The organism is Streptomyces sp. NPDC002994 (assembly GCF_040611155.1).
Lineage (GTDB): Bacteria > Actinomycetota > Actinomycetes > Streptomycetales > Streptomycetaceae > Streptomyces.
The window spans coordinates 84,455-100,955 of record NZ_JBEXNQ010000018.1 but is presented as its reverse complement, the minus strand read 5'-3'; the positions used below and the strand labels follow the sequence as shown (position 1 = coordinate 100,955).

Annotated in this window: 22 protein-coding genes and 1 riboswitch; of the genes, 15 read left to right on the top strand and 7 right to left on the bottom strand. The window is 70.6% G+C overall.

Going from position 1 to position 16,501, the window contains the following annotated elements; translation table 11 throughout:
- Positions 1 to 6 precede the first annotated feature (6 nt).
- Together ABZX79_RS24160 and ABZX79_RS24155 are read right to left on the bottom strand one after the other, a co-directional pair.
- Entirely contained in the window at positions 7 to 309 is a 303-nt protein-coding gene (locus ABZX79_RS24160) for an urease subunit gamma (protein ID WP_355261316.1), read from the bottom strand.
- Between the two features lie 409 nt (positions 310 to 718).
- Complete coding sequence (locus ABZX79_RS24155; RefSeq protein WP_355261313.1) at positions 719 to 1,000, bottom strand: type II toxin-antitoxin system Phd/YefM family antitoxin; 282 nt, start codon at positions 998 to 1,000, stop codon at positions 719 to 721.
- 63 nt (positions 1,001 to 1,063) lie between these two features.
- Between ABZX79_RS24155 and ABZX79_RS24150 the strand changes: the two genes are divergently transcribed.
- From ABZX79_RS24150 to ABZX79_RS24135, 4 genes are all read left to right on the top strand, one after another.
- Positions 1,064 to 1,708 (top strand): ATP-dependent Clp protease proteolytic subunit, encoded by a 645-nt coding sequence (locus tag ABZX79_RS24150; protein WP_355261310.1) that lies wholly within the window; start codon positions 1,064 to 1,066, stop codon positions 1,706 to 1,708.
- A gap of 8 nt (positions 1,709 to 1,716) precedes the next feature.
- Positions 1,717 to 2,025 carry a hypothetical protein gene (locus ABZX79_RS24145; RefSeq protein ID WP_355261307.1) on the top strand — a complete coding sequence of 103 codons (309 nt, stop codon included), beginning with the start codon at positions 1,717 to 1,719 and terminating at the stop codon, positions 2,023 to 2,025.
- Between the two features lie 313 nt (positions 2,026 to 2,338).
- Positions 2,339 to 2,522, top strand: a riboswitch (cyclic di-AMP (ydaO/yuaA leader).
- A gap of 2 nt (positions 2,523 to 2,524) precedes the next feature.
- A complete protein-coding gene (locus ABZX79_RS24140; RefSeq protein WP_355261304.1) occupies positions 2,525 to 2,998 on the top strand; it encodes a C40 family peptidase in 474 nt (157 codons plus the stop codon).
- A gap of 43 nt (positions 2,999 to 3,041) precedes the next feature.
- Entirely contained in the window at positions 3,042 to 3,428 is a 387-nt protein-coding gene (locus tag ABZX79_RS24135; RefSeq protein ID WP_355261301.1) for a VOC family protein, read from the top strand.
- Between the two features lie 31 nt (positions 3,429 to 3,459).
- Here the strand turns inward: ABZX79_RS24135 and ABZX79_RS24130 are convergent, their stop codons facing one another.
- On the bottom strand, positions 3,460 to 4,098 hold the full coding sequence (locus tag ABZX79_RS24130; RefSeq protein WP_355261298.1) for a LysE family translocator: 639 nt from the start codon (positions 4,096 to 4,098) through the stop codon (positions 3,460 to 3,462).
- A gap of 84 nt (positions 4,099 to 4,182) precedes the next feature.
- On the opposite strand from ABZX79_RS24130, the gene ABZX79_RS24125 reads away from it, so the two are divergent.
- Complete coding sequence (locus ABZX79_RS24125) at positions 4,183 to 5,097, top strand: LysR family transcriptional regulator (protein ID WP_355261295.1); 915 nt, start codon at positions 4,183 to 4,185, stop codon at positions 5,095 to 5,097.
- Between the two features lie 26 nt (positions 5,098 to 5,123).
- On the opposite strand, the gene ABZX79_RS24120 is transcribed toward ABZX79_RS24125, so the two are convergent.
- On the bottom strand, positions 5,124 to 5,579 hold the full coding sequence (locus ABZX79_RS24120) for an ATP-binding protein (protein WP_355261292.1): 456 nt from the start codon (positions 5,577 to 5,579) through the stop codon (positions 5,124 to 5,126).
- A gap of 227 nt (positions 5,580 to 5,806) precedes the next feature.
- Between ABZX79_RS24120 and ABZX79_RS24115 the strand changes: the two genes are divergently transcribed.
- Together ABZX79_RS24115 and ABZX79_RS24110 are read left to right on the top strand one after the other, a co-directional pair.
- Positions 5,807 to 6,667 (top strand): helix-turn-helix transcriptional regulator, encoded by an 861-nt coding sequence (locus tag ABZX79_RS24115; RefSeq protein ID WP_355261543.1) that lies wholly within the window; start codon positions 5,807 to 5,809, stop codon positions 6,665 to 6,667.
- A 9-nt stretch (positions 6,668 to 6,676) separates the two neighbouring features.
- Entirely contained in the window at positions 6,677 to 6,895 is a 219-nt protein-coding gene (locus ABZX79_RS24110; protein WP_355261289.1) for a DUF397 domain-containing protein, read from the top strand.
- 3 nt (positions 6,896 to 6,898) lie between these two features.
- Here the strand turns inward: ABZX79_RS24110 and ABZX79_RS24105 are convergent, their stop codons facing one another.
- The gene (locus ABZX79_RS24105) at positions 6,899 to 8,056 is read right to left on the bottom strand and encodes an 8-amino-7-oxononanoate synthase (RefSeq protein ID WP_355261286.1); all 1,158 of its coding nucleotides are present in this window, start codon (positions 8,054 to 8,056) and stop codon (positions 6,899 to 6,901) included.
- Positions 8,057 to 8,234: 178 nt separating this feature from the next.
- On the opposite strand from ABZX79_RS24105, the gene bioB reads away from it, so the two are divergent.
- From bioB to ABZX79_RS24080, 5 genes are all read left to right on the top strand, one after another.
- A complete protein-coding gene (gene bioB / locus ABZX79_RS24100; protein ID WP_355261283.1) occupies positions 8,235 to 9,389 on the top strand; it encodes a biotin synthase BioB in 1,155 nt (384 codons plus the stop codon).
- The gene (locus ABZX79_RS24095) at positions 9,382 to 10,695 is read left to right on the top strand and encodes an adenosylmethionine--8-amino-7-oxononanoate transaminase (RefSeq protein ID WP_355261280.1); all 1,314 of its coding nucleotides are present in this window, start codon (positions 9,382 to 9,384) and stop codon (positions 10,693 to 10,695) included. Before bioB ends, ABZX79_RS24095 begins: the two co-directional genes overlap by 8 nt.
- Positions 10,696 to 10,946: 251 nt before the next feature.
- A complete protein-coding gene (gene bioD / locus ABZX79_RS24090) occupies positions 10,947 to 11,642 on the top strand; it encodes a dethiobiotin synthase (RefSeq protein ID WP_355261277.1) in 696 nt (231 codons plus the stop codon).
- Between the two features lie 26 nt (positions 11,643 to 11,668).
- On the top strand, positions 11,669 to 12,031 hold the full coding sequence (locus ABZX79_RS24085) for a VOC family protein (RefSeq protein WP_355261274.1): 363 nt from the start codon (positions 11,669 to 11,671) through the stop codon (positions 12,029 to 12,031).
- A gap of 39 nt (positions 12,032 to 12,070) precedes the next feature.
- A complete protein-coding gene (locus ABZX79_RS24080) occupies positions 12,071 to 12,796 on the top strand; it encodes a class I SAM-dependent methyltransferase (protein WP_355261271.1) in 726 nt (241 codons plus the stop codon).
- Positions 12,797 to 12,806: 10 nt separating this feature from the next.
- On the opposite strand, the gene ABZX79_RS24075 is transcribed toward ABZX79_RS24080, so the two are convergent.
- Together ABZX79_RS24075 and ABZX79_RS24070 are read right to left on the bottom strand one after the other, a co-directional pair.
- Complete coding sequence (locus ABZX79_RS24075) at positions 12,807 to 13,178, bottom strand: fic family toxin-antitoxin system, toxin component (protein ID WP_355261268.1); 372 nt, start codon at positions 13,176 to 13,178, stop codon at positions 12,807 to 12,809.
- Positions 13,175 to 13,402: an antitoxin gene (locus ABZX79_RS24070; protein ID WP_214978322.1), complete on the bottom strand. Its 228-nt coding sequence runs from the start codon at positions 13,400 to 13,402 to the stop codon at positions 13,175 to 13,177. Before ABZX79_RS24070 ends, ABZX79_RS24075 begins: the two co-directional genes overlap by 4 nt.
- 101 nt (positions 13,403 to 13,503) lie before the next feature.
- On the opposite strand from ABZX79_RS24070, the gene ABZX79_RS24065 reads away from it, so the two are divergent.
- The 3 genes from ABZX79_RS24065 to ABZX79_RS24055 all read left to right on the top strand — a co-directional run bounded on the left by ABZX79_RS24065 (position 13,504) and on the right by ABZX79_RS24055 (position 16,480).
- On the top strand, positions 13,504 to 13,929 hold the full coding sequence (locus ABZX79_RS24065) for a GNAT family N-acetyltransferase (RefSeq protein ID WP_355261265.1): 426 nt from the start codon (positions 13,504 to 13,506) through the stop codon (positions 13,927 to 13,929).
- Between the two features lie 158 nt (positions 13,930 to 14,087).
- Positions 14,088 to 15,461 (top strand): hemolysin family protein, encoded by a 1,374-nt coding sequence (locus tag ABZX79_RS24060; RefSeq protein ID WP_355261262.1) that lies wholly within the window; start codon positions 14,088 to 14,090, stop codon positions 15,459 to 15,461.
- The gene (locus ABZX79_RS24055) at positions 15,458 to 16,480 is read left to right on the top strand and encodes a hemolysin family protein (RefSeq protein WP_355261259.1); all 1,023 of its coding nucleotides are present in this window, start codon (positions 15,458 to 15,460) and stop codon (positions 16,478 to 16,480) included. The genes ABZX79_RS24060 and ABZX79_RS24055 overlap by 4 nt, the downstream gene beginning before the upstream one ends.
- Positions 16,481 to 16,501 lie beyond the last annotated feature (21 nt).

The window sequence follows — 16,501 nt, the reverse complement described above, 5'->3', positions numbered from 1 at the left end:
TCCCCGTCAGGCGATCGGTTCGTGGACGGTGACGAGCTTGGTGCCGTCCGGGAAGGTCGCCTCGACCTGTACGTCGTGGATCATCTCGGGGATGCCCTCCATGACGTCGTCACGGGTGAGCACCTTGCGGCCCAACGACATGAGCTCGGCGACGCTGCGGCCGTCGCGGGCGCCTTCGAGAATGTGGGAGGTGATGAGGGCGATCGATTCGGGATGATTGAGTCTCACGCCGCGAGCGCGGCGCTTCTCCGCCACGTCGGCCGCCACATGGATGAGCAGTCTTTCCTGCTCGTGCGGGGTCAGTTGCACGCGTGCTACCTCCAGTCGTACCGCCAGGCCGCCCGGACGGGGGCAGGCGGAGTCCAACGCGTCAACGAGGCCGGGACGTAACGGAACCACAGCGTCCACCTCGGGCGCAGCGGGACCATATCCGACTTCAACACTCTGTTGACCTGCGTTTTCTGACCGCACGGCCAGGCATTGCACGTTAGAGCGGAAGTTTTTCCAACGCGTTAACTGGCCCTTTGCGAGTCCATGGTCATCAACGCGTTCAGCCCGCCCCCACTCGCGCCCGGCCTGACCGCCGTACTGAGGGGAGCGCGACGACGGCCGGCAGCCAGGGCCCAGGAAGCGGCCGCCGTCGGCTGAGCGCAGCACAAGACCGGCCGCGCGCCCCCGCTTCAGCGGACCGGGCGCACGGCCTTTTCGTACGCGCTTCTCAGCTGTCGGGGGCTTCGCCGCGGTGTTCGGCGGCGATGCCGAAGCGGCGCCGTTCGCCTCCAGCGGACGACGCCGAGCCGATCGTGGAGATGGAACTGATCACCGACTCCTCGGCTGCTTCCTGCTCGCCCTCAAGTCGTGCCAGGTCAGCGGCGGAAACAAGCGCCACCAACGGCTTTCCGTGGCGCGTCACCACTACCCGCTCACCGCCGTAGACGACGCGGTTGATCAGCTCGGCCAGCTCTGCACGGGCTTGCGTCACCGGAATCTCGTAGGCCATGCTCCCCATAGTACGAGCTGTACGTCCTGTACATTTTTTACAGAGACTTCCGGAGGCACCGCCATGTACCGACCGATCCCGCACAGCGCCCGCTACGTACTGCCGGAGTTCACGGAGCGCACCAGCACCGGGAGCCGCACCCTCGATCCGTACTCGAAGCTGCTCGAGGAGCGGATCGTCTTCCTCGGGACGGCCGTCGACGACACCGCGGCCAATGACGTGATGGCGCAGTTCATGCATCTCGAACACGACGCCCCCGACCGGGACATCTCGCTCTACATCAACTCCCCCGGCGGCTCGCACACCGCCATGTCCGCGATCTACGACACGATCCAGTTCGTCTCCTGCGACGTCGAGACGATCTGTCTGGGCCAGGCCGCCTCCTCCGCCGCGCTGCTGCTCGCGGCCGGTACACCGGGCAAGCGCCTCGCGCTGCCGGGCGCCCGGGTGCTGCTCAGCCAGCCCTCCATCGACCGGCCCGTGCACGGCCAGCCCTCCGACCTGGAGATCGAGGCACGGGAGTTGGAGCGCATGCGGGGGACGCTCACCCAACTCCTCGCGCGGCACACCGGGCAGAGCGTGGAGCGCGTCGACGACGACATCGAGCGCGACAAGGTCTTCACGGCCGAAGCGGCGGCGGCGTACGGCCTGGTGGACCATGTCGTGCCGAGCCGCAAGGCCACGTTCGCCTCCTCCGCCGCGAGGTGATTCCGCGCATGCTGCCGCCCGAACTGCCGCCGCTGCCCGCACTGACACGCGCGGAGTGCGATTTCGTCGACCGCTACCTCGAAGTGCTCGATCTGATGGGGCGCATCAATCCTGCGCACGGCGCCGACACCTACAGCGCGCTGCGGGCGGCCCAGACTCTCGCCGGGAAGGCCGCCGGCCTGCGGGACGCCCTGGCGCTGATGCACGAGCGGGGCGAGACGCGCCTGCATGCCGCCACGCTCGCGCGGGCTTTGCGGGTGCTCGACGGAGAGCGGCGTGCGGGCCGTGTCACCCTCCCTCCCGCGTCCGCGAGTTGAGGCACGCGCGACCGCTTACCCCATTGGCGTACGAGAAGGGCTCATCCAAACGGGGTAGGAAATACCTGAACAGCGGTACGGCCCCACTTGCGCAACACGCCTACTCGCTGGGCGGAATGACCCGTTCCAGTGCTGGTACAGCGTTCGCCAGCCCCCTGCGCCCGGATCCGAAAATGGCCCTGTCCACCCGAACGGGTCATCGGTGAGCAGCCTCACAAAACGTCGTTTCGGCTCGGAAATCCGGCGGTTCATGAGTCAAGATCCGTGGGACGACAAGCCCCCGCCACCGCGGCGGGGCGGTCCGGGCGGACGCTGAGTCCTGCCGCCGCTTCGGATGACTGGTCGACAGGAGTGCATCGGCAGGAGTGGAGGACCCAGGCAGTACGGGGTGACCGGAGACGGTCGTCCCTCGGGGTGAAGCCGCAGTACGCGGCCGGGCATCTTCGCCTGTCCGAACCCGACAGGTCATCCTTCACAGGCGGCTGACGAAGGGTTGCGCATGACCGCGCACAGGAATGTTCCGACCGTACTGTCCCGGGCCGGAGCCGCTTCGGCTCTCACTCTCGCCGCGATCGGCGGCACGATGCTGGCACCGGGGGCCGTCCCCGAGGCGCACGCCGCATCGCTCTCCGCGAAGGCGCTCAACGTCGCCGCGTCGAAGAAGGGGGCCCCGTACAAGTACGGGGCGACGGGCCCGAGCCGGTTCGACTGCTCGGGGCTGACGCTCTATTCGTACAAAAAGGCCGGCAAGACCCTGCCACGCACCGCTCAGTCCCAGTACAACAAGACCCGGCACATCTCCGCCTCCAGCCGACAGCGCGGTGACCTGGTCTTCTTCCACTCCGGGGGGAGCGTGTACCACGTGGGTATCTACGCGGGGAGCGGCAAAATCTGGCACTCCCCCAAGTCGGGGGCCGTGGTGAGGCTGGAGAAGATCTGGTCCAAGAGCGTCCGGTACGGCCGGGTGCGCTGAATATTCCGAGCGACTGCCGGTCCGGGAAGGTACGTTCGCCGCCATGACCTTCATAAATCCGGTACGTCACATCACCTTCGACGCCCACGACCCGTACACCGTCGCCGAGTTCTGGTCCCACCTGACCGGCTACAAGCTGCTGGACGAACCGGGCGACGACGAGGTGCTGATCGATCCGGAGCAACCCAATGTGCCCGGGCTTCTGTTCATCCGGGTCCCTGAGGGAAAGACCGTCAAGAACCGCATCCACCTCGACATCCAGCCGCCGCACGGCACGCGGGATGCCGAGGTGGAGCGGCTCGCCGCGCTCGGCGCTCGGATCGTCAGCGACCGGCGCGTCGAGGACGGCCGCGGCTGGGTGGTCATGGCCGACCCGGAGGGCAACGAATTCTGCGTGGAGCGCGGCGCGGAGGAGATACGGCCCGCCTGAGTACGGCCCTCTTGTGTACGGTCCTCTTGAGTTACGTGGCCGCCACCACCGGGCCTGCCAGCAGGGCCACCCCGAGCACGCCGAGCGCGGCCCCGCTGACCACTTCCACGGCGCGGGCCGCGCCCGGCCGCCGCAGCCACTCGCCGAGTCCGTCCACCAGCAGGGCCACGGCGGGGAACCACAGCAGCGCGAGTACGACGACGATCGTGGCGAGCAGCAGCGTCCTGGGCAGCGGCTGCTGGTCCGCCGGCACGAACTGGGGCAGCAGGCTGAGGAAGAGCACCGGCGCCTTGGGGTTGAGCGCGTTGGTGAGGAAGCCCTGGCGCAGGCTGCGGCCGGCGCCCCGGGCCGCGGCCGTCTCCGTTTCGTTCAGCCGCGGCGCCGGGCGACGCAGCGCGGACCGCAGGGCCCGGCAGCCGAGGTAGAGGATGTAGGCGCCGCCGAGCAGCTGGATCGCGCGGAAGAGAGCCGGCACCGCGACGAGTACGGCCGCGAGCCCGGCCACAGCGAGCGCCGTGTGGACCAGGAGCCCGCCCGCGACCCCTATCGCGCACGCGACCCCGTCCCGGCGTGACGCCAGTGCGTTGCGTACGACGACCGTGAAATCAGCGCCGGGCATGGCGACCATGCCCGCGGCGACGCCGGTGAAGGCGACCAGTTGTGCGTCCATGCCCTCAAGCCTGGCCGCTCCGGGGCTTTAGCATGTACTTGCGATCTTCTGGGTCTGCCTAAAGGAATGCTTAAGGGGCCGCAGATGTACGACCCGACACGGCTCGCGGCGCTGGTGGCGGTCGCCGAGGCCGGTTCGATCACCCGGGCCGCCGCGCGCCTCGGCTACACCGCGCCCGCCCTGTCCCAGCAGCTCGCCAAGCTGGAGCGCGAGGCGGGCGCCGCCCTGCTGGTGCGCCACCACCGCGGGGCCCGTCTGACGGCCGCGGGGGAGCTGCTGGCGGCGCGGGCCCGGCGCGTACTCGACGAGATGGACCAGGCGCGGCACGAACTCGCGCGCCTCGCGGGGCTGTCCGGCGGGCGCCTGCGCGTCGGTACGTTCACCACGGCCGGGATCCATCTGCTGCCGCCCGTGCTCAGTGCGTTCCGCCGCGCCCATCCCGACGTGGAACTCGCGGTCGCCGACTACGAGCCGCCGGACGGTGTCGCGGCGGTGGCCTCGGGCGCGGTCGATCTGGCGCTGACCCATGCGTACGCACCCGCTCCCCCGGTGCCGATGCCCTCCGCCGTCGCGGCGGAGCCACTGCTGGACGAGGAGCTCGTACTCGTGACGGCGCCCGGGCACGCACTCTCCGGCGGGTCGGGGCGGCTGCCGGTGGCCGAGCTCGCGGGGCAGCCGCTGATCAGCAGTGCGCCGTCGCATCCGGCCCGGCAGGGGGTGGAGGCGGCGCTGGCCGCGGCGGGGGCGACCCCGGCGGTGGTGTGCGAGTCACCGGGTTACGCCCTGGTGTGCGCGCTGGTCAGCGCGGGGCTCGGGGTGGCCGTGGTGCCCGAGATGGTCGCCGCGATGGCGATGACGCCCTTGGGCGTACGGGCGCTGGAGCCGGCCGGGCTGCGACGCACGATCTCGGTGGTGCACCGGCCCGGCGAGACGAGCCCGGCGGCGGACACACTGCGCGCGCTGCTGCGCGGCGCCTTCGGCCGGGCTTCCGCCGCCTGATCCCGGGCGTACCGCTGAGACGGGGCCTACCGCTGCACTGGCTGCTGGACGGGCTGCTGAACGGGGACGGTCCAGGGCAGCTCGATCCACACGGTCTTGCCGCCCTCCTCGGTGGGCCGGACGGAGACCCGCCCCCCGCACTCGGCGGTCAGCCAGCGGATGATCACTATGCCGCGCCCGTTGTCCTGCTGGACGGCCGCGGGAAGCCGTTTCGGCCAGCGGGGGTGGCTGTCGGTGACGCCGATGCGAAGCTGCTCGTCCCGCTCCAGCCGCACGTCCACGGTGAACGTGGGCGACTGGCCGAAGGTGTGCTGAACGGCATTGGTGGCCAGTTCCGAAACGATCAGCCGTACGGTATCGGCGGCGTCGGATCCCGGGGCCATGCCCCACTCGCCGAGAATCTCCGCGACATATCTCCTGGCCGCGGAGACCGAGGCTGGCTCGCTCGGCAGAGTGACGGATACTTCCTGGTGATCTGCCATGGCGACGCTGTCCCTTTCCCACCGGGGCCGGACTCCGACTCGTAGCGGATGAACTTCGAGGACGGCCTCGGATTGCGCTTCGCGCCAGAGTGCCACTCATCGTGCCGTGATAGGGGGTGATCCCCCAAGATATGCATATATCTGTCGCTCGAAGCGGTGAACTCTGCTACGCGAGACCGTATTCGGGGTCGTATCCGTGCATCCTCGCCCGTTGGAAGGAGGCGGATATGCGGCACAGTCCGGCGGTACGTCGGCGCAAGCTCGGCGAGGAGCTGCGGAGACTGCGCGACAGGGCGGGGCTCACCAGCCCCCAGGCCGCCCGCCTGGTCGGGTGGCATCAGTCGAAGGTGAGCAGGATCGAGACGGGGCGCAGCGCCGTGAAGCCGTCCGACGTGACCCGGCTGCTCGACGCGTACGGAGTGACGGATCCCCAACTCAGGGAACTGGTCGACGCGTTGACCGGACCGTCGGCACCCGAGGGCGGCCGGCACTGGTGGCACGCGTACCGCGGCCTGCTGCCACCCCAGTACCGTGACCTCATCAGCCTGGAGTCGCAGGCGAGTTCGGCGCGCACGCTGGAGACCGCGGTGGTGCCCGGGCTGCTCCAGACCCCGGACTACGCGCGGGCGGTGACGCGGGCCGCGCTGGCGCACCTGCCGGCGGCGAAAGTCGATTCGCTGGTCGAGGTGCGAATCGCCCGTCAGAAGGTGCTGCGGGCGGCGGCGCCACTGGAATTGAGTGCGGTGCTGGACGAGGCGGTACTGCGTCGGCCGGTGGGCGGCCGGCAGATCATGAAAGAGCAGTTACGGAAGTTACTGGCGGTGGCAGAATTGCCTCATGTCCGTTTACAGGTCCTGCCGTTTGATTCCGGGGCGCACATCGGACTCACCGGCCCTTTCATTATCTTCTCTTTTCCGAACATAGCTGATCTGGATGTGGTCGTTCTCGACCATTTGACGAGTAGCCTCTACCTCGAACGGAAAGAAGACCTCAAGGCGTACAACGCCGCGTTCAAGGCACTTCAGGCACAGGCCCTTTCACCCTCGGAGTCATTCGCTCTCATCGCCGGTACCGGTGATGTCCGGTAGGGAGGCACCATGTCAGCACCGCTTGGATACGTCCGGTGGCGGCGCAGCAGCCGCAGCACCGGGATGAACAACTGCGTCGAGGCGGCCCGCCTCGCCGACGGCCTGCTGGCCGTGCGCGATTCCAAGAACGTCACACGGCCCGCCCTGCTCTTCGCGGCGGACACGTGGACGTGCTTCCTTTCGGCGGTCCGTGACGAGGCGCTCCGCCCGGGGAGTCGACCCCAGTGAGTCTCAGAAGGCGGCGGTGGGCGCATTCCGCACGACCGTGGCCACCGCTTCCTCGATCTGCTGGTCGGTCAGGTCCGCCCGCGCGGTCAGCCTGAGCCGGGAGATCCCGTCCGGCACCGAAGGCGGACGGAAACAGCCCACCACCAGACCGGCCGCCCGGCAGTCGGCGGCCCACCGCACCGCCGCCTCAGGCGAGGGCGCCAGTACCGACACCACGGCGGCGTCGGGGCGTACGGCGGACAGGCCCGCGTCCGTCACTCCCCGGTGCAGCGACACCGCGACGGTACGGGCCCTCGCCGCCAGCCCCGGTTCGCGGCGCAACAGCCGTACGCTCGCCAGCGCGGCGCCCGCGGCAGCCGGCGCCAGACCGGTGTCGAAGATGAACGTACGGGCCGTGTTGACCAGGTGGTCGATGACCCGGGCCGGTCCGAGGACCGCTCCGCCCTGGCTGCCCAGGGACTTGGAGAGCGTGAGGGTGGCGACCACGCCGTCCGTACCCGCCAGGCCCGCCGCGTTCAGCGCTCCCCTGCCTCCGTCGCCGAGGACTCCGAGGCCGTGCGCGTCGTCGACGAGGAGGGCGGCTCCGTACGTACGGCAGGCGGCCGCCAGTTCGTAGAGTGGGGCGGCGTCGCCGTCCACCGAGAAGACGGAGTCGGTGACCGCGAGGGCGCGGCCGTCGTGCGCGTCGAGCGTCTTGCGTACGGCCGCGGGGTCGGCGTGCGGCACGACCGCGGTGGTGGCGCGCGCGAGCCGGCAGCCGTCGACGATCGAGGCGTGGTTGAGGGCGTCGGAGACGATCAGCGAACCGTGGCCGCCGAGCGCGGTGAGGGCGGCGAGGTTGGCGGCGTAACCGGAGGAGAGGACGAGGGCCGCCTCGAAACCGCAGAAATCGGCCAATTCCCGCTCAAGTTCGGCGTGCAGTCGCGTGCTGCCGGTGACGAGCCGCGAACCGGTGGCGCCGGCGCCCCAGCGGCGGGCGGCCTCCGCCGCGGCGGAGGTGACCTCCGGGCGGTGGGTGAGTCCGAGGTAGTCGTTGCTCGCGAGGTCGAGCAGAGGGGACTCGGCGGGGCGCGGACGCAGGGTCCTGACGAGGCCGGCCCTGGCGCGCAGCGCCGCCTGTTCGTCGATCCAGTCGAACGGGTCGAACGGTCCCTGGGGCATGGCGGAGTCCCTTGGTAGGCCCTTTTGCAGGCTCGCTTGTAGGCTCTTTTGTAGGCAGCCCACAGACACTAGCCGGGCGCGCGCGAGGTCAGGGTGTGGCAATACCCACACCTCGTGAGGCCGCTCTTGTGCGGTTCCTCCTTGGCCGCAGGTGGTGCCGTAGTCCAGGATCGGCTTCATGGACCTGCTGAACACGCTGGTGGAGAAGGGGCTGCGGCGCGAGCTGCCGACCCGCGAAGAAGCGCTCGCCGTGCTGGCGACCTCCGACGACGAGCTGCTCGATGTGGTGGCCGCGGCCGGAAAGGTACGCCGCCAGTGGTTCGGACGGCGGGTGAAACTGAACTATCTCGTCAACCTCAAGTCGGGCCTGTGCCCTGAGGACTGTTCGTACTGCTCGCAGCGGCTCGGCTCGAAGGCCGAGATCCTGAAGTACACCTGGCTGAAGCCCGACGAGGCGTCGAAGGCGGCGGCCGCGGGCGTCGCGGGCGGTGCGAAGCGGGTGTGCCTGGTGGCGAGCGGGCGCGGGCCGACGGACAAGGACGTCGACCGCGTCTCGAAGACGATCGAGGCGATCAAGGACCAGAACGAAGACGTCGAGGTGTGCGCCTGCCTCGGGCTGTTGTCGGACGGGCAGGCGGAGCGGCTGCGGGCGGCGGGTGCGGACGCGTACAACCACAACCTGAACACCTCCGAGGCGACGTACGGCGGCATCACCACCACCCACACCTACGCCGACCGCGTCGAGACCGTCCAGCAGGCGCAGGCCGCGGGCATGTCCGCGTGCTCGGGTCTGATCGCGGGCATGGGCGAGACGGACGCCGACCTGGTGGACGTCGTCTTCGCGCTGCGCGAGCTCGACCCGGACTCGGTGCCGGTGAACTTCCTCATCCCCTTCGAGGGGACGCCGCTGGCCAAGGAGTGGAACCTCACCCCGCAGCGGGCGCTGCGCATTCTGGCCATGGTGCGGTTCGTCTGCCCGGACGTGGAGGTACGGCTGGCGGGCGGGCGCGAGGTGCATCTGCGCACGATGCAGCCGCTCGCGCTGCACCTGGTCAACTCGATCTTCCTCGGCGACTACCTGACCAGCGAGGGCCAGGCCGGCCAGGCCGACCTGGAGATGATCGCCGACGCCGGTTTCGAGGTGGAGGGGACGGACACGACGACGTTGCCGGAGCACCGGGGCGGTGGCGGCTGCGCGTCGGCGTGCGGCGAGCCGTCGGCGTGCGGCGAGCCGGCCGCCGAAGAGGAGACCCCGGAGATTCCGGCCGCCCGTACGGACCTGGTGTCGGTGCGCCGGCGGGGAGCCGGGACGGACCTCGCGCCCAATGCCTGAGCCGCTGTCTCCCGGGGAGCTGCTGCGGCTCGACCGCGACCACGTCTGGCATCCGTACGGTCCGATGCCCGGCCGGGCCGAGCCGCTACTGGTGGAGTCGGCGTCCGGCGTACGGCTGCGACTCGCTCAGCCCGCGCACGGCCAGGACGAGTTGATCGACGGCATGTCGTCCTGGTGGTCGGCCGTCCACGGCTACAACCACCCCGTGCTCAACGAGGCGGCGCGCGGTCAGCTCGACCGGATGAGCCATGTGATGTTCGGCGGGCTCACCCATGAGCCGGCCGTGCGCCTGGCGGCGAAGCTGGTGGAGATCACTCCGGAGCCGCTTCGGCACGTCTTCCTGGCCGACTCCGGATCGGTGTCGGTCGAGGTCGCGGTCAAGATGTGCCTCCAGTACTGGCGCTCGGTCGGCCGTCCCGGCAAGCAGCGGCTGCTGACCTGGCGCGGCGGCTACCACGGGGACACCTGGCAGCCGATGTCGGTGTGCGACCCGAAGGGCGGGATGCACGAACTGTGGCAGGGGGCGCTGCCGCGCCAGGTCTTCGCGGACGCGCCGCCGGCGTCGTACGACACGTTCGACGCGTCGTACGCCGATCACCTGCGCGCGCTGATCGCCCGCCACGCGGACGAACTGGCCGCGGTGATCGTGGAGCCGGTGGTGCAGGGCGCGGGCGGGATGCGCTTCCACTCTCCCGAGTACCTGCGGGTGCTGCGGGAGGCGTGCGACGAGCACGGGGTACTGCTGGTCTTCGACGAGATCGCGACGGGGTTCGGCCGTACGGGAAGGCTGTTCGCGTCGGAGCACGCGTCGGTCTCGCCCGATGTGCTGTGTCTGGGCAAGGCGCTGACCGGTGGTTACCTGACGATGGCGGCCACGTTGTGTACGTCCGAGGTGGCCGACGGGATCTCGCGCGGCGAGGTTCCGGTCCTGGCCCACGGCCCGACGTTCATGGGCAACCCGCTGGCGGCCGCGGTGGCCTGCGCCTCGATCGACCTGCTGCTCGGCCAGGACTGGCAGGGCGAGGTCAAGCGCATCGAAACGGGCCTGCGCGAAGGCCTGGCGGAGGTGGCGGGGCTGCCGGGCGTGCGTGACGTACGCGTGCTGGGGGCGATCGGCGTCGTACAGCTGGACCGTGCTCTTGACGAAGCCGCCATGGCGGCGGCGACGCGGGCAGTGGTGCGGGAGGGCGTCTGGCTGCGGCCGTTCCGTGACCTGATCTACACGATGCCGCCGTACGTCACGAACGACACGGACCTGGCCCGCATCTGCGGGGCGGTACGGGCGGCGGCGACGGCGGGCGCGTGAGCGGTCGCACTGGGGCTCCGCCCCAGACCCCGGACGCCCTGCGGGCGTGTCCTCAAGCGCCGGACGGGCTGGATTTTTCGGCGGAGCCGGATTTCGCCCCGTGTCAGGACGTTGCGCGCCGCACGGCACAAACCCGCTCGCCCAACCATTCCAGCCCCTCCGGCGCTTGAGGACCAGGGGTCTGGGGCAGCGCCCCTCACAAAAGCCCCCGCTCTCGCCCACCACAAGACCAACCACCAGGAGCACACCGCATGGCCGTCATCGTCGTCAGCGGCACCGGCACCGAGATCGGCAAGACCGTCGTCACGGCCGCAGTCGCAGCCATCGCCCGAGCCCAGGGCCGTACCGTCGCCGTGCTCAAACCCGCCCAGACCGGGCTCGCTCCGGGAGAGCCGGGAGATGCCGATGAGGTCGTCCGGCTGGCGGGCGACGGAGTCGCGGGGGCCGAACTCGCCCGATTCCCCGAGCCCCTGGCACCCGCGACGGCCGCCCGCCGCGCCGGCCTGCCCCCCGTGCGGCCGCACGACGTCGCCACGGCGGCAGCGAAGCTCGCCGCCGAGTACGACCTCGTACTCGTCGAAGGCGCCGGCGGCCTCCTCGTCCGCTTCGACGACGAAGGCGCCACCCTCGCCGACGCCGCCCGCCTCCTCGGCGCCCCCGTCCTCGTCGTCACCCCGGCCGGCCTCGGCACGCTGAACTCGACGGCTCTGACCGCCGAGGCCCTGCGCGCCCGCGACATCGAGATGCTCGGAGTCGTCGTCGGCAGCTGGCCCAGCGCCCCCGGCCTCGCCGAACGCTGCAATCTGACCGACCTGCCCGAGGCGGCCGGTGGAGCCCCCCTGCTCGGCGCCGTCCCCGCGGGCGCGGGAGCCCTGGCCCCCGCCGAATTCCGTACCCGCGCCACGACGTGGCTCGCGCCCGCGCTCGGCGGCACCTGGCGCCCGTAGCACCGGTAACCCGTAAGGTCGTCGGCATGCGAGCACGTATCGACGAGATCGTCTTCGACTGCGCGGAGCCGGCCGTACTGGTCCGCTTCTGGGCCGCCCTGCTGGGCGGCGACCCGGTCGACCGGAGTCCGGACTGGTCGTACGTCGACCCGCCGGACTCGATCCGGGTCGCGTTCCAGCGCGTACCGGAGGGGAAGGCCGCCAAGAACCGCCTCCACCTCGACCTGCACGCGGGCGACGTGGCCACGGCAAGCGCCGAGGCGGAGCGCCTCGGGGCGACCAGAACCGGCGGCATCGTCGCCGACGAGCAAGGCTCCTTCCAGGTGCTGCTGGATCCGGAAGGCAACGAGTTCTGCTTCGTGAGCGGCGTGAGCGGCACTACGGGGTAAGAATCGCGGTAACCGTACGCCCGCCGGAGGAGGTCCGCGATGCCGAAGCGCCGCCGCAAGGTTCCCCGGGACGCCGTGCACCACCCGCTTTTCGCCCGTTTCTACGCCCGCGTCAGCGTGCTCGCGGACCTGAGAAGCGGGGTGGCCGCGCACCGCGCGGAGCTGCTGTCCGGTCTGTCGGGCCGGGTCATCGAGATCGGCGCGGGCAACGGGCTGAACTTCGCCCACTACCCGTCGGCCGTCTCCGAGGTCGTGGCGATCGAACCGGAGCGCAGCCTGCGCCAGTTGGCCGTGAAAGCGGCCCTGGACGCCGGTGTCCCGGTGGACGTCGCGCCGGGCGCGGCGGAGGCGCTGCCGGTCAAGAGCGAGGCGTTCGACGCGGCGGTGGTGTCGCTGGTGCTGTGCAGCGTACGGGACGTACCGCGCGCCCTCTCCGAGATCAAACGTGTGCTGCGGCCCGGCGGAGAGCTGCGCTTCTTCGAGCACGGCAGGGGCGAGGGCCGGGCGATGGTGACGGCGCAGCGGGTGCTGGACCGCACCGTATGGCCGGTGCTTTTCGGAGGGTGCCACACCGCGCGCGACCCGCTCGCGGGCATCGCGGCGGCGGGGTTCGAGATCGGCACCTACCGGCGGCTGTTCGTACCGGAGAAGGGCCCGCGGCTGCCGTCGTCGCCGTGTGTGCTGGGGGTGGCCCACCGGCCGCCGGAACCCCCTGAGCCGACTGCGCCCACGGAGCCGAGTGCACCCACAGAAGGCGTCGCCTAGGCCGGCGCCCTCACAGGCTCCACTGCCGCAGCTCTTCCGCGATCACACGCACGTCCGCCTTGCCCTCCTTGACGAGCCTGGCCAAGTCCCTGACCTGCTCGGGCGAGGTTCCGACCTTCAGTCCGCACGCGACGAGATAGCCGTAGGCGACCGCCGAGGCGAACATCGCGTTCGAGCGCTCCAGCGCCGGCACGTGCAGCAGCAGCTGGAGCAGGGCGGCCGCGCGGGCGGCTGGATCGCTGTAGACGGGGATGCCGAATATCTCCGCCTCGTGCCGGGCCACGGCGGCGACGAGTGCGCCCCAGTCGACCACCTGCGGGTCACCCGGGGTCTTGTGTTCGGCGATCATGAGGAGCCAGGCGAGGTCGATCTTGAGACTCAACGCTTGCCTTCGCGCTCCGAGCCGAACTCCTCCGCGAAGACCGATTCGTACTGCTTCATAAAGTCCGACGCGGCCTCGACGAAGGTACGTCCCACCTCGCCCGCGTCCTGTCGGACCAGCTCCTCGATGTAGCGGTTCACGCTCATCCCGCGCTGCAGGGCGCGCTGCCGCGCGGCCTCGGCGGTGGTCTCGTCCACCCGTACGTTCAGCTGAGTCTTTGCCACACCATCAAGCTAGCGCGGCGGCGCTAGCACCGGCAAGAGACCGCGCCAAGGGGTGAGAAAAATGGTCGACGCCGCGACGAGCGGGATGGTGGGATGCCCGCATGGATGATCTTCGTATGCGGGCTGCGGCACCCGGCGACCTCGACGCCGTACTGGCCTTCTGGAAGGACGCCGCCGAGGGCACGAGCATCAGCGACGACCGCGCGGGCGTCGAACGGCTGGTCGCCCGCGACCCCGATTCGCTGATCCTCGCGGAGCTCGGCGGCGAGCTCGTCGGCACCGTCATCGCGGGCTTCGACGGCTGGCGCTGCCACCTGTACCGGCTGGCCGTGCACCCCGACCGGCGGCGGCGCGGCATCGGATCGGCTCTGCTCGCGGCGGCGGAGGAACGTTTCGTGGCGCTGGGAGGGCGGCGCGGCGACGCGATGGTCCTGACGGAGAACGAGCGCGCGCACCATGCCTGGCGTGCCGCGGGATACGCCCCGCAGCCGCAGTGGCGGCGGTGGGTCAAGCCCCTGGCCGACTGACTCGGCCGGCGTGTGGCGCAATTTGCCCGTCCTTTACCATGGGCGGATCATTCACCCCCTTTTGAAAGGTGTGAGCGTCCGCCCATGGGCGAGCCTCCCAGTAGTCGACATCGCGCACTCCTCCCGGCCCTGCCCGATCATGGGACGGAGGTGAACCGATGACCGAAGTGCTTCTGCTCGCCGTGGCCGTGCTGCTCTCACTCGCCTGCGGAGCCTTCGTCGCGGCGGAATTCTCGCTGACCACGATCGAGCGCGGAGACCTCGAGCGCGCCGTGGAGCGCGGCGAGCGGGGCGCGGCAAGTGCCCTCAAGGCCGTACGCAGCCTTACGTTCCAGCTCTCCGGCGCCCAGCTCGGCATCACCGTGACCAACCTCCTCGTCGGCATGCTCGCCGAGCCATCCGTCGGCAAGCTGATCCGCGGCCCGCTCGAAGACGTCGGCCTCTCCCGCTCGACATCGTCATCGGTGGCTCTCGCCATTGGTACGGCGCTCTCGACCGTCGTCCTGATGGTCGTCGGCGAGCTGGTGCCCAAGAACTGGGCGATCTCCTCGCCGCTGGGCGTGGCCAAGGTGGTCGCGGCCCCGCAGCGGATGTTCAGCCTGGCGTTCCGCCCGCTCATCAGCCACCTCAACGGCTCGGCGAACCGCATCGTGCGGCGCTTCGGAATGGAGCCGGCCGAGGAACTGGCGTCCGCCCGCACCCCCCAGGAGCTCGTCGCTCTGGCGCGGCACTCCGCGCGGGAGGGCGCGCTGGAGGCCGACACCGCCGAGCTCTTCGTCCGTACCCTCAACCTGGCTGAGCTGACGGCGGAAAACGTGATGACCCCGCGCGTGCAGGTCACCGCACTCGACATTCAAGCCACCGCGGAGGACGTCGCGAACGCCACCCGCGCGACCGGGCTGTCCCGCTTCCCCGTCTACCGGGGCAGTCTGGATTCGGTCGTCGGAATCGCGCACATCAAGGACGTACTGACCGTGCCCGCCGAGCGCAGGCCGTCGTACCCCGTCTCCTCTCTGGTGCGCGAGCCCCTGCTCGTACCGGAGTCGCTGACCGTGGACCGGCTCCTCGACCGGCTGTCGGGCAAGCGCACCATGGCCGTCGTCATCGACGAGTACGGCGGCACGGCGGGGGTCGTGACGCTGGAGGACATCGTCGAGGAGGTCGTCGGCGAGGTGCGCGACGAGCACGATCCGCACGAGACGCCGGACCTCGCTCCGGCGGGCGAGGACGCCGACGGGCGGGTGCTGTGGTCGGCGGACGGTGCGGCCAGGACGGACCAGCTGGAGCGGGTCGGACTGCGGGTGCACGAAGGCCCGTACGAGACGCTCGCCGGGCTGGTCGCCAACGAGCTGGGACGCATCCCGGCCGTCGGCGACAGCATTGAACTGGCCGGGTGGCAGCTGGACGTGGTGGACGCGGCCGGCCGCCGTGCGGCGCGTGTGCTGCTGCACGCGCCGCTGCCGGGTGACTCTGTTGACGGCTCCACTGCTGCCGACTCGTTCGGCTCCGGCGAAAAGGAGGCCGGGCGATGACCGCGGTCCAATTGCTCATCGGCCTGCTCACGCTGGTCGTCAACGCCTTCTTCGTCGGCGCGGAGTTCGCGCTGATCTCCGTACGCCGCAGCCAGATCGAACCGGAGGCCGAACGCGGGAACCGGCGGGCGCACAGCGTCCTTTGGGGGCTCGAACACGTCTCGGCGCTGCTCGCTGCCGCCCAGCTGGGCATCACGCTGTGCACCTTGGTGCTCGGCGTGGTCGCCGAGCCGGCCATCGCGCATCTGCTGGAGCCGGTCTTCCATGCCCTCGGTGTGCCGGACGGGCTGACGCACCTGATCTCGTTCGTCATCGCGCTCGCCCTGGCGACGTACCTGCACATGCTGTTCGGGGAGATGGTGCCGAAGAACATCGCGCTGGCCGAGCCGGTCAGGACCGCGCTGCTGCTCGGGCCGCCGCTGGTTGCGCTGGCGCGTGCGCTGCGGCCGGTGATCTTCGCGATCAACGCCTTCGCCAACGCGCTGCTCAAGCTGCTGCGGGTGGAGGTCAAGAACGAGGTGTCCGCGACGTTCACGGACGACGAACTGGCGCGCCTGGTCACGGACGCGGGCCACGCCGGCCTGCTCGACGACCGCGCGGCCGAGCGGCTGCACGACGCCCTGGAGCTGGGCCGGCGCCCGGTGCAGGACGTGGTCATGCCGGTGGAGCGCGTGGTGTTCGCCCAGATGGGGACGACACCGGAGGACCTGGAGCGGCTGTCGGCCGAGTCGGGTTTCTCCCGCTTCCCGGTGCTGGAGGGGCTGCGGATCCTGGGTTATCTGCATGTGAAGGACGCGCTGGACGCGACACCGCGCAACGTGCCGTTCCCGGTCTCCGCGCTCCGGCCGATCGCCCGGGTGCGGGCGGCCACGCCGCTCGACGACGTACTGACGGCGATGCGGCGCAGCCGGACGCATCTGGCGGCGGTGCTGGGCGACGACGGTAATCCGGCGGGGCTGGTCACGATGGAGGACGTGCTGCGCGAGTTGGTGGGCCGGCCGGATCAGCGGCAGGCCTAGGGGCGCGCGGGCGTCGCGTCT

What these genes read in the sequence shown, in the direction of transcription:
- ABZX79_RS24155 (WP_355261313.1), bottom strand. Translation starts at nt 1,000, where the DNA reads ATGGCCTACGAGATTCCGGTGACGCAAGCCCGTGCAGAGCTGGCCGAG.
- ABZX79_RS24150 (WP_355261310.1), top strand. Translation starts at nt 1,064, where the DNA reads ATGTACCGACCGATCCCGCACAGCGCCCGCTACGTACTGCCGGAGTTC.
- ABZX79_RS24145 (WP_355261307.1), top strand. Translation starts at nt 1,717, where the DNA reads ATGCTGCCGCCCGAACTGCCGCCGCTGCCCGCACTGACACGCGCGGAG.
- ABZX79_RS24140 (WP_355261304.1), top strand. Translation starts at nt 2,525, where the DNA reads ATGACCGCGCACAGGAATGTTCCGACCGTACTGTCCCGGGCCGGAGCC.
- ABZX79_RS24135 (WP_355261301.1), top strand. Translation starts at nt 3,042, where the DNA reads ATGACCTTCATAAATCCGGTACGTCACATCACCTTCGACGCCCACGAC.
- ABZX79_RS24130 (WP_355261298.1), bottom strand. Translation starts at nt 4,098, where the DNA reads ATGGACGCACAACTGGTCGCCTTCACCGGCGTCGCCGCGGGCATGGTC.
- ABZX79_RS24125 (WP_355261295.1), top strand. Translation starts at nt 4,183, where the DNA reads ATGTACGACCCGACACGGCTCGCGGCGCTGGTGGCGGTCGCCGAGGCC.
- ABZX79_RS24120 (WP_355261292.1), bottom strand. Translation starts at nt 5,579, where the DNA reads ATGGCAGATCACCAGGAAGTATCCGTCACTCTGCCGAGCGAGCCAGCC.
- ABZX79_RS24115 (WP_355261543.1), top strand. Translation starts at nt 5,807, where the DNA reads ATGCGGCACAGTCCGGCGGTACGTCGGCGCAAGCTCGGCGAGGAGCTG.
- ABZX79_RS24110 (WP_355261289.1), top strand. Translation starts at nt 6,677, where the DNA reads ATGTCAGCACCGCTTGGATACGTCCGGTGGCGGCGCAGCAGCCGCAGC.
- ABZX79_RS24105 (WP_355261286.1), bottom strand. Translation starts at nt 8,056, where the DNA reads ATGCCCCAGGGACCGTTCGACCCGTTCGACTGGATCGACGAACAGGCG.
- bioB (WP_355261283.1), top strand. Translation starts at nt 8,235, where the DNA reads ATGGACCTGCTGAACACGCTGGTGGAGAAGGGGCTGCGGCGCGAGCTG.
- ABZX79_RS24095 (WP_355261280.1), top strand. Translation starts at nt 9,382, where the DNA reads ATGCCTGAGCCGCTGTCTCCCGGGGAGCTGCTGCGGCTCGACCGCGAC.
- bioD (WP_355261277.1), top strand. Translation starts at nt 10,947, where the DNA reads ATGGCCGTCATCGTCGTCAGCGGCACCGGCACCGAGATCGGCAAGACC.
- ABZX79_RS24085 (WP_355261274.1), top strand. Translation starts at nt 11,669, where the DNA reads ATGCGAGCACGTATCGACGAGATCGTCTTCGACTGCGCGGAGCCGGCC.
- ABZX79_RS24080 (WP_355261271.1), top strand. Translation starts at nt 12,071, where the DNA reads ATGCCGAAGCGCCGCCGCAAGGTTCCCCGGGACGCCGTGCACCACCCG.
- ABZX79_RS24065 (WP_355261265.1), top strand. Translation starts at nt 13,504, where the DNA reads ATGGATGATCTTCGTATGCGGGCTGCGGCACCCGGCGACCTCGACGCC.
- ABZX79_RS24060 (WP_355261262.1), top strand. Translation starts at nt 14,088, where the DNA reads ATGACCGAAGTGCTTCTGCTCGCCGTGGCCGTGCTGCTCTCACTCGCC.
- ABZX79_RS24055 (WP_355261259.1), top strand. Translation starts at nt 15,458, where the DNA reads ATGACCGCGGTCCAATTGCTCATCGGCCTGCTCACGCTGGTCGTCAAC.